The sequence below is a fragment of the Rhizobium sp. CCGE 510 genome (assembly GCF_000292525.1).
GTDB lineage: Bacteria > Pseudomonadota > Alphaproteobacteria > Rhizobiales > Rhizobiaceae > Rhizobium.
Genome location: NZ_AEYF01000038.1, coordinates 20,260 through 30,000, shown reverse-complemented (window position 1 = coordinate 30,000; position 9,741 = coordinate 20,260). Strand labels below are relative to the sequence as shown.

At 59.4% G+C, this 9,741-nt stretch carries 10 protein-coding genes and 1 riboswitch; of the genes, 4 read left to right on the top strand and 6 right to left on the bottom strand.

Features of this window, described 5'->3' with window-relative positions; translation table 11 throughout:
- A partial coding sequence (locus RCCGE510_RS17330) for an ABC transporter substrate-binding protein (RefSeq protein WP_007632007.1) occupies window positions 1-460 on the bottom strand: 460 nt, incomplete at its 3' end.
- 308 nt (window positions 461-768) lie between these two features.
- On the opposite strand from RCCGE510_RS17330, the gene RCCGE510_RS17325 reads away from it, so the two are divergent.
- From RCCGE510_RS17325 to queE, 4 genes are all read left to right on the top strand, one after another.
- Window positions 769-1,821: a LacI family transcriptional regulator gene (locus RCCGE510_RS17325; RefSeq protein WP_007632005.1), complete on the top strand. Its 1,053-nt coding sequence runs from the start codon at window positions 769-771 to the stop codon at window positions 1,819-1,821.
- A 99-nt stretch (window positions 1,822-1,920) separates the two neighbouring features.
- On the top strand, window positions 1,921-2,631 hold the full coding sequence (gene queC, locus RCCGE510_RS17320) for a 7-cyano-7-deazaguanine synthase QueC (protein WP_007632003.1): 711 nt from the start codon (window positions 1,921-1,923) through the stop codon (window positions 2,629-2,631).
- A complete protein-coding gene (queD, locus tag RCCGE510_RS17315; protein WP_007632002.1) occupies window positions 2,631-2,987 on the top strand; it encodes a 6-carboxytetrahydropterin synthase QueD in 357 nt (118 codons plus the stop codon). The genes queC and queD overlap by 1 nt, the downstream gene beginning before the upstream one ends.
- On the top strand, window positions 2,984-3,712 hold the full coding sequence (gene queE / locus RCCGE510_RS17310; protein WP_007632000.1) for a 7-carboxy-7-deazaguanine synthase QueE: 729 nt from the start codon (window positions 2,984-2,986) through the stop codon (window positions 3,710-3,712). Before queD ends, queE begins: the two co-directional genes overlap by 4 nt.
- A 17-nt stretch (window positions 3,713-3,729) precedes the next feature.
- Here queE and RCCGE510_RS17305 read toward each other — a convergent pair whose 3' ends face one another.
- The 5 genes from RCCGE510_RS17305 to nrdH all read right to left on the bottom strand — a co-directional run bounded on the left by RCCGE510_RS17305 (window position 3,730) and on the right by nrdH (window position 9,049).
- Complete coding sequence (locus tag RCCGE510_RS17305; protein ID WP_007631998.1) at window positions 3,730-4,950, bottom strand: adenylate/guanylate cyclase domain-containing protein; 1,221 nt, start codon at window positions 4,948-4,950, stop codon at window positions 3,730-3,732.
- 103 nt (window positions 4,951-5,053) lie between these two features.
- Window positions 5,054-6,028: a class 1b ribonucleoside-diphosphate reductase subunit beta gene (gene nrdF, locus RCCGE510_RS17300; protein ID WP_007631996.1), complete on the bottom strand. Its 975-nt coding sequence runs from the start codon at window positions 6,026-6,028 to the stop codon at window positions 5,054-5,056.
- Between the two features lie 198 nt (window positions 6,029-6,226).
- The gene (gene nrdE, locus RCCGE510_RS17295; RefSeq protein WP_037079085.1) at window positions 6,227-8,431 is read right to left on the bottom strand and encodes a class 1b ribonucleoside-diphosphate reductase subunit alpha; all 2,205 of its coding nucleotides are present in this window, start codon (window positions 8,429-8,431) and stop codon (window positions 6,227-6,229) included.
- The gene (gene nrdI / locus RCCGE510_RS17290) at window positions 8,410-8,814 is read right to left on the bottom strand and encodes a class Ib ribonucleoside-diphosphate reductase assembly flavoprotein NrdI (RefSeq protein ID WP_007631992.1); all 405 of its coding nucleotides are present in this window, start codon (window positions 8,812-8,814) and stop codon (window positions 8,410-8,412) included. The genes nrdE and nrdI overlap by 22 nt, the downstream gene beginning before the upstream one ends.
- 13 nt (window positions 8,815-8,827) lie before the next feature.
- Window positions 8,828-9,049, bottom strand: coding sequence for a glutaredoxin-like protein NrdH (gene nrdH / locus RCCGE510_RS17285; protein ID WP_007631990.1), 222 nt, complete (start codon window positions 9,047-9,049; stop codon window positions 8,828-8,830).
- 265 nt (window positions 9,050-9,314) lie between these two features.
- Window positions 9,315-9,540, bottom strand: a riboswitch (cobalamin riboswitch).
- Window positions 9,541-9,741 lie beyond the last annotated feature (201 nt).

Genomic DNA, 9,741 nt, shown 5'->3' with positions numbered 1-9,741 from the left:
TCACCGCCTTGTTGATCCACAGCCAGTTGACCGAATGCACGTTGACCGGGGCTGCGACCCACTTGCCGTCATAGACCGAGAACTTCTGCAGCGCTGCCGGCACCGACTTGTCCCAGCCTTCCTTCTTGGCCGTCTCGGTCAGGTCGCCCATGACGCCGGCCTGGGCATAATCGAGCACGGTATAACCCAGCATCTGCGAGGCCGTCGGATAGGTGCCGGCCGCAACCATCGCCTTCAGCGCCGTCATCGCCGCATCGCCGCCGCCGCCGGCCACCGGCACGTCCTTCCAGGCAAAACCTTCCTTCGACAGATCCTGCTTCAGCACGTTCAGTGCCGCCGCCTCGCCGCCTGATGTCCACCAGTGCAGCATCTGAACTTCTTTTACGTCGGCTGCATGGGCCCCGCCGAGGCCAGCCATCATCACGACGGCAATCGCCGCCGAGCTCAAAAACTTGCGCATGAATTTCCTCCCATTTGAAAATCGGCGGCGGGCCCTCCCTGCCGCCCGATGCCTTCCGCCCATTGTGACGGTTAACATACGGCCGCGCTCCTCCGCGCGGTTGCTAATTTAAAACGTTATAATCCTATGGCCGTCAAGCCCTTTCTCGACTCTCGAGAAAAATATGGTTATTTCACTATATAGCTGATTTAATTAAGAAAATTATCTAAGCATAACAAACTGTTAAAATTTAAAACGTTGTCATTCGCTGATTGCACACCGGACTCATCATGTTATTCTATGGGCAATTCCAGCATGGAAAGCCCAGAGTGACCGAACCGTCCCGGCCGCAGCGCGGCGAAAATCTCGACATCACCCATAAGCGCAGCAAGCCGACCTTGCGAACGATTGCCACGATCGCCGGCCTTGCGGTGACGACGGTGTCACGGGCGCTCTCCGATGCACCACAGATTTCGTTGGAGACCCGCCAACGTGTGCACCGCATCGCCCGCGAGATCGGCTATCTCCCCGACCGGGCCGCCCAGCGTCTGAAGACCGGCCGCACCAACGTCATCGCCATCCTGCTCGATTCGCACGAGGAGGTCGTCGGCTTCAGCACCTCGATCATGTACGGTATCGCCAAGGCGCTGAAAGAAACCTCCTACCATCTCGTCGTCGCCCCGAATTTCCTGTCGACGACCGATGTCGAGGCCGCCGAATACATTATCCGCAACCACCTCGCCGACGGGCTGATCTTCACCCGGACCGAACCGCTCGATGCCCGCGTCCGCCTGCTGCTCGAAACCGGCTTTCCCTTCATCTGCCACGGCCGCACGGAATTTTCGACGCCGCACCCTTATGTCGACTACGACAATTTCGCCTTTGCCTATGAGGCCACACGCCGGCTGATCGCCAAGAACCGTAGAAAAGTGGCGGTGATCCTGCCGCCGAAACGGCTGACCTTCTGCCAGCATATCCTGCACGGCTTCATGACCGCGGTGCGCGAGGCAGGCATCGCCTACGAGATCCCCGAAGCGGTCGATCTCGATACGCCGGCGGACGTGCTGCGCGATTTCGTCTGCAGCCGCGCCGACGCACCGGATGCTCCCGATGGGTTCATCTGCCCCGGCGAAGTCTCGGCTCTCGCCGTCATCAGCGGCATGAGCGACGCCGGCCGGACACTCGCTGTCGATTACGATATCGTCGCCAAGGAGACGTCCCGCCTTCTTACCCAGCTGCAGCCGAAGGTCGATACGATCCACGAGGATCTGACGGCGGCCGGCGAGGATCTGGGGCGCATGCTGCTGCAGCGGATCAACAATCCCGAAGCCGAGGATCTGCACCTGCTGCTGCCGCCGCAGATCAACTTTCCGATCGGCTAAACCCATCTCTTAAAACTATTTCCCTGACGCGCGATTTGCCCTAAAAGCACGCCGTAATCCGGTCGCAGCCCACCCGGTCAAAACAAGGGAATCCAAAATATGAAGACCATCGTCGTCTGCTCCGGCGGACTCGACTCCGTTTCGCTTGCGCACAAGATAGCAGCGGAAGAACAGCTTATCGGCCTCGTCTCCTTCGACTACGGCCAGCGCCATCGCAAGGAACTCGACTTCGCCGCCCGGTGCGCGGAACGCCTTGCCGTTCCCCATCATATCATCGACATCGCAGCCATCGGCGGCCATCTCAGCGGATCGGCCCTGACCGACGATATCGAGGTTCCGGATGGCCACTATGCCGAGGAGACCATGAAGGCCACCGTGGTGCCGAACCGCAATGCCATCATGCTGGCCATCGCATTCGGCCTGGCGGCCGCGCAAAAGGCGGATGCCGTTGCTGTTGCCGTGCATGGCGGCGACCACTTCATTTACCCGGACTGTCGCCCGGGCTTCATCGACGCCTTCCAGCGCATGCAGAACGAAGCGCTGGAGGGTTATGCCAGCGTCAAGCTGCATGCACCCTATGTCAACGTTTCCAAAGCGGCGATCGTGACCGACGGCGGGAAACACGGCACACCCTTTGCGGAAACCTGGTCCTGCTACAAAGGCGGCAGCCTCCATTGCGGCCGCTGCGGAACCTGCGTGGAACGCCGCGAAGCTTTCCATCTTGCCGGCGTGCCCGATCCGACGGAATACAACGACGGTGACTTCTGGAAAGCGGCCGTGTCGCAATATACAGCCACGGAGGTGCGTTGATGTACCGTATCACCAAGGAGTTTCATCTCTCCGCCTCGCACCAGCTGGATCACCTGCCTGACGACCATCAATGTGCCAGGCTCCACGGCCACAACTACGTGGTGGTCGTCGAACTCGCCGCCGAAAGCCTGAATGATGACGGCTTCGTTCGCGACTATCACGACCTCTCGCCGCTCAAGCGCTATATCGACGAGGCTCTCGACCATCGCCATTTGAACGAGGTCTTCGGCCATTCGAAAGTCACCTCCGAGTTCCTGGCCAGGCATTTCTACGACTGGTGCAAACAGCGCTTCCCGGAGACATCCTCCGTCCGCGTCAGCGAGACGCCGAAGACATGGGCGGAGTACAGGCCGTGAGCGGCGAAATCATCCGCGTCAGCGAAATCTTCGGCCCGACCATACAGGGCGAAGGCGCGTTGATCGGGGTGCCGACGGTGTTCGTCAGGACAGGTGGCTGTGACTACCGCTGCTCCTGGTGCGACAGTCTTCACGCCGTCGACAGCGCGTTCCGGGATCAGTGGATCGCCATGTCCGCCGAGGCGATCTGGCAGGAGGTCACGAAGCTCTCCGGAGGCAGACCATTGACGGTTTCCCTCTCCGGAGGCAATCCGGCCATCCAGCCCTTGGGGCCGCTGATCTCTCTCGGCCATTCAGAGGGGTACCGCTTCGCGCTGGAAACCCAGGGAAGTGTGGCCCGGAGCTGGTTTCGTGATCTCGATGTCCTGGTGTTGAGCCCCAAGCCGCCGTCAAGCGGAATGCTGACCGATTGGGGTGAGGTCGATAACTGTCTTCGGCTCGCCGCCGGCGGGCCGGAGATCACATTGAAAATCGTTATCTTCGACGATGCCGACTACCTCTTCGCGCAACAGGTGGGCGAGCGCTATCCCAATATTCCCTTGTTCCTTCAGCCCGGCAATCATAGGCCGCCGCCGCCGGGTGACGACGACGCCCGTATCGATATCGACGGCGTGATGGATCGGATGCACTGGCTCGTCGAGAAAGTGACGGCAGACCGATGGTTTGCGCCACGCGTGCTGCCGCAGCTGCACGTGCTGCTCTGGGGCAACAAACGCGGGGTATGAACCCGTCCACTGAAAACCTATTGCTCCGGGAACGCAAAAACATCGACAGGCTCTCCGAGCCCGCGAAGCGGAAAGGTGCCGAGACTGTCCATGTCTTTGGCGCAGTCCGCCATTTCGACGAAGGCCCGCGACAGCAGCACCGGACGCTTGACCTCCTTGGTCAGGGTTTCCAGCCGCGAGGCGACATTCACCGCCGGGCCGATGACAGTGAAATCGAGCCGGCGGCGTGAGCCGATATTGCCATACATAACGTCGCCGACATGCACGCCGACGCCGTAGCGCAGCGGATCGCGCCCCATGCGGACATGCTGGTCGTTCAGTTCAGCCATCAACGCCTGCCCCTCGCGGATCGCCTGCAGCAGATCGAGGCAGGCCGTTTCCTTGCTCAGCGGGAAGATCGCCAGCAATCCGTCGCCCATGAACTTCAGGATCTCTCCGCCATGCCGCTCGATCGGGTCCGACATGGCGTCAAAATAGTCGTTGAGCAGATGGATGACATCGTCGCGCGGCCAGAGATCGGAGATCGCCGTAAAGTCCCGCAGGTCGCAGATCATGATCGCCGCGCCGACGGTGGCGCCGCTGCCGCGCGTTGTGACGCCCGCCAGGATCTGCTCGCTCGCATGCGGCCCCACATAGGTTTGCAGCAACGTTCGCGCGATGATATTCTTCAGCCGGATTTCGCTGACCAGGGTCAGGGCCGGCAGCAGATCCCGCAGGAAGTCGATATGTTCGCTTGCAAAACCGCCAGGCCGGCTTGTGGAAAACGTTGCGACATGGCGTTTGCCGAAGGTGTGTTCGAGCGGCCAGGCGATATATTCGGTCAAGCCGCCATCGCGAAGTTCCTGATAGAATGAATCCTCGCTGCTGTCGGCTAGGTTTTCCAACAGTCTACGCACCTCCTCCGCACCTTGGTGGATCGCGTTGATGGGACTCGTCAGGAACTCCGGCGTGTTTTCGACGCCATAGGCGAATGTATCGATCTTCGCCTCGGTGAGCCCCTCCTTCCAGAGAAGGCGGGCGCCGACCCATTGCGGGTGGTTCACCCTGAAATGCAATGTCGCCCGCGCCACCGGCACCCCAGCCGAAAGCAGCTTCTCGCACATCTCCACCAGGATGTTGTCGATGAAGCGCTCGCCGCGCGTCTCGTTCACCAACCAGTCGAGGATCCGCCTTCTACGGATTGGCCAAACGCCGTCGTCCGCTTCGGCGATCACAACCTTGTTCAATAAAGACGACATCAAAAACTCCGCTACCCCGCATCATCGGCGAGGATCGAATTTCACTTTCCGCTGAATGTGGGCGACAGGGAAGCAAATGATAAGGGCAGATGGCAATGAAGCCTCAGAAATCCCAATCCTCGTCCTCGGTCGCGACCGCCTTGCCGATCACATAGGAGGACCCGGAGCCGGAGAAGAAGTCGTGGTTCTCGTCGGCATTCGGCGAAAGCGCAGACAGGATCGCCGGATTGACCTTGCAGGCCTCGGCCGGGAACAGCGCCTCATAACCGAGGTTCATCAACGCCTTGTTGGCGTTGTAGTGCAGGAACTTCTTGACATCCTCGGTCAATCCGACGCTGTCATAGAGCGCCTCGGTATATCGAGCCTCGTTGTCGTAGAGTTCGAGCAGAAGATCGAAGGCGAAATCCTTGATCTCTTGCCGTCTCTCCTCGGAAAGCCGCTCCAGCCCGCGCTGGAACTTGTAGCCGATATAATAGCCGTGCACCGCCTCGTCGCGGATGATCAGCCGGATCATGTCGGCCGTGTTGGTGAGCTTGGCGCGGCTCGACCAGTACATCGGCAGGTAGAAGCCGGAGTAGAACAGGAAGCTTTCGAGGAAGACGCTCGCGACCTTCTTTTTCAACGGGTCGCCGGAGCGATACTGCTCCATGATCAGCGCCGATTTCCGTTGCAGGAATTCGTTCTCCTCCGACCAGCGATAGGCATCGTCGACATCGGGCGTCGAGCACAGCGTCGAGAAGATCGAGGAATAGGAACGCGCATGCACCGCCTCCATGAACGAGACGTTGGAAAGCACCGCCTCCTCATGGGGCGTTGCCGCATCCTCCATCAGCCTGATGGAACCGACGCCGTTCTGTATGGTGTCGAGCAGCGTCAGCCCGGTGAAGACCCGGATGGTCAGTTGCTGCTCTGCTGGCGTCAGCGTCGCCCAGGATGGAATGTCGTTGGACAGCGGCACTTTCTCCGGCAGCCAGAAATTGCCGGTCAGCCGGTTCCAGACTTCGAGATCCTTGTCGTCCTCGACCCGGTTCCAGTTGATGGCGCGCACGCGGGAGATGGGTTTGATTTGCGTGTTCATTGGGTGGTCCTTTTGAGGAATGCGCGAATTTGCCCCTCATCCGCCTGCCGGCACCTTCTCCCGCATGCGGGGCGAAGGGGCGAGCCGCAAGCTCTCCGTTCCCCACAAACCTCTCGCAGGGCACGTCCCCTCTCCCCGTTTTTTACGGGGAGAGGGTTAGGGTGAGGGCATCTTGCTGGTCGAAAAGCCGAGTTCAAATCACAGCGTACAAGACACGCAACCCTGCACCTCGGTGCCGGACAGCGCCATCTGGCGAAGGCGGATGTAGTAGATCGTCTTGATGCCCTTCTTCCAGGCATGGATCTGCGCCTTGTTGATGTCGCGCGTCGTTGCCGTGTCACGGAAGAACAAGGTCAGCGACAGGCCCTGGTCGACATGCTGGGTCGCCGCCGCATAGGTGTCGATGATCTTCTCCGGCCCGATCTCGTAGGCATCCTGATAATAGTCGAGATTGTCGTTGGTCATGAACGGTGCTGGATAATAGACACGGCCGATCTTGCCCTCCTTGCGGATCTCGATCTTCGAGACGATCGGATGGATCGAGGAGGTCGAGTGGTTGATATAGGAGATCGATCCCGTCGGCGGCACGGCCTGCAGGTTCTGATTATAGAGGCCGGAGGTCATCACTGCCGTCTTCAAGGCCGCCCAGTCTGCCTGTGTCGGAATATCGATGCCTGCCGTCTCGAACAGCGCCCTTACCTTGTCCGTCGCCGGCGCCCAGGGCTGGTCGATATATTTGCCGAAATATTCGCCGGAGGCATATTTCGAATTCTCGAAACCCTTGAAGCTCGTGCCGCGTTCGACCGCCAACAGGTTGGAGGCGCGGATCGCGTGGTAGGTCACCGTATAGAAATAGATATTGGTGAAATCGACGCCTTCATCGGAGCCGTAGAAGATCCGCTCGCGGGCGAGATAGCCGTGCAGGTTCATCTGCCCGAGGCCGATCGCGTGGCTCTCGTCATTGCCCTTTTCGATCGAGGGAACCGAGGAGATATGGCTCATGTCGGAGACCGCCGTCAGCGCCCGGATCGACGTTTCGATCGTCTTGCCGAAATCGCCGGAATCCATCGCCGCCGCGATGTTCAGCGAGCCGAGATTGCAGGAAATATCCTTGCCGAGATGCTTGTAGGAGAGGTCGTCATTGTAGTCGCTCGCCTCGCTCACCTGCAGGATCTCCGAGCAGAGATTGCTCATCGAAATGCGTCCGGCGATCGGGTTCGCCCGGTTCACCGTGTCCTCAAACATGATGTAGGGATAACCGCTCTCGAACTGAATTTCGGCCAGCACCTGGAAAAACTCACGCGCCTTGATTTTCTTCTTCGAGATGCGGGCGTCCGCAACCATCTCCCGATACTTTTCCGTCACCGAAATCTCGGTGAAGGGCACGCCGAAGACACGTTCCACGTCATAGGGCGAGAACAGATACATGTCCTCGTTATTCCTAGCGAGTTCGAAAGTGATATCGGGCACGACGACGCCGAGCGACAGCGTCTTGATGCGGATCTTCTCGTCGGCATTCTCCCGCTTGGTGTCGAGGAAGCGCATGATGTCCGGATGATGGGCGTTGAGATAGACGGCCCCTGCTCCCTGCCGCGCCCCGAGCTGGTTGGCATAGGAGAAGCTGTCTTCGAGCAGTTTCATCACCGGGATGATGCCCGACGACTGGTTCTCGATATGCTTGATCGGCGCGCCCGCTTCGCGAATATTCGTCAGCGACAGAGCCACGCCGCCGCCGCGCTTCGACAGCTGCAGCGCCGAATTGATCGACCGGCCGATCGATTCCATATTGTCTTCGACGCGCAGCAGGAAGCAGGAGACGAGTTCGCCGCGCTGTTTCTTGCCGGCATTGAGGAAGGTTGGCGTCGCCGGCTGGAAACGGCCGGAAATGATCTCCTCGACCATCTCGCGCGCAAGGCTCTCGTCGCCGCGCGCGAGCGCCAGCGCTACCATGCAGATGCGGTCCTCGTAGCGCTCGAGATAGCGCTTTCCGTCGAAGGTCTTCAGCGTATAGCTGGTGTAATATTTGAAGGCGCCGAGGAAGGTCGGGAAACGGAATTTCCTCGCATAGGCCTGATCGAACAGATCGCGCACGAAGTTGAAGGAATACTGGTCGAGAACCTCCTGCTCGTAATAACCCTCGGTCACGAGGTAATCGAGCTTTTCCCGGAGATTGTGAAAGAACACGGTGTTCTGGTTCACATGCTGCAGGAAATACTGCTTGGCCGCCAGACGATCCTTCTCGAGCTGGATCCGCCCATCGTCGTCATAGAGGTTCAGCATCGCGTTCAGCGCGTGATAGTCGAGCGTTTCCGCGGCTTTCAAAGGGCGTTCGCCGGCGGGATGAGCAAAAGTGTTATCCGGCTTCGCGCCCGCATCCCGCGTCAGATTTGTTCCCGTGTCCAAAATCGTTCCATTCCGTGTTTGACATTGGCGACATCCGCTTCGGTGCCCAGCAGCTCGAACCTGTAGAGGTACGGCACTTGGCATTTCTGTGAGATAACGTCGCCGGCGAGCCCGTATGTCTCGCCGAAATTGCTGTTGCCCGCGGCAATCACGCCGCGAATGTGTCCTCGGCTCTCCGCATCGTTGAGGAAACGGATAACCTGCTTGGGAACGGCCCCCTTGCCGCCGTCGCCGCTATAGGTCGGCACTACAAGCACGAAGGGTTCACGGATACGGAATGCGTCTGCGGCACCGGTTGGAATGCGCGCCGCGCGCATTCCAAGCTTGGCGACGAACCGATGGGTATTCTCGGACCGGCTGGAATAATAAACGATCAGCCCCATCGTTCAGCCTCGATCAGGAGAGCGCGCTGATCATATCGGGACGGAAGCCGGCCCAATGCTGCTCCCCGGCGATGACGACGGGCGCCTGCATGTAGCCAAGGCTGCGGACGCGATCGAGCGCTTCGGCATCCTCGGAGATATCGACGATGTCATAAGCGACGCCCAGGCGGTCGAGGGCGCGGTAAGTAGCGGTGCATTGGACGCAGGCCGGTTTGCTGTAGACGGTAATGGTCATGATGTTCCTCGTGACGACGCGATTGGGACGCAGGACATCGATCGGAAATCTCGCAATATCCGTCGAAACATTCTCTGATGGTTTAAACGATGCGGCCTGTTCAGCCGACGGGCGTGATCGGCCCTCTGATTGGCGCGGGTTGCGGCCTGACCTGAGATACTGACATGACTTCACCCCGAAGTGGCTCATGCGGAGGTTCGGACCTCGCGAAACGCGACGCGGATTCACCCGCAGCCATGCAACGCGACCTTCCGGACACCCCGCCCGTGGACGTTTTGTTCGAGGCAGGTCTCCTGGCTCACGGGTCAAAGCATCCTGCCCAGCCTTCCCGGAGCATCATGCTCCAGTGACCTGAAATCGGACAGTTGCTCGCCGCTTACAGTTGCGGGGGCAGCTCCGGCATTGCTGCGCCGTAATGGCGCAACGCACCGTATTCCCGTCTTAGCCTGCGATACTCACGAATCGAAGGAACCTCGTACACTAAATATGGTACGCGAATCCAAATTTACGTCAATGGATGGTTTATGCATTGCGTTACGGCAGTTTTGAAATCACTGCGTTCCAGTGAGAAACATGGATAACGAAGGCTTAAGGAAAACAGTTCGTGGAAAAAGTCAGAACGAAGACCGCCGGGCTATAGCCGCTCTCAATTTGATGACAAACCTCCCTCTCCGCGTCATCCTCGGCCTTGA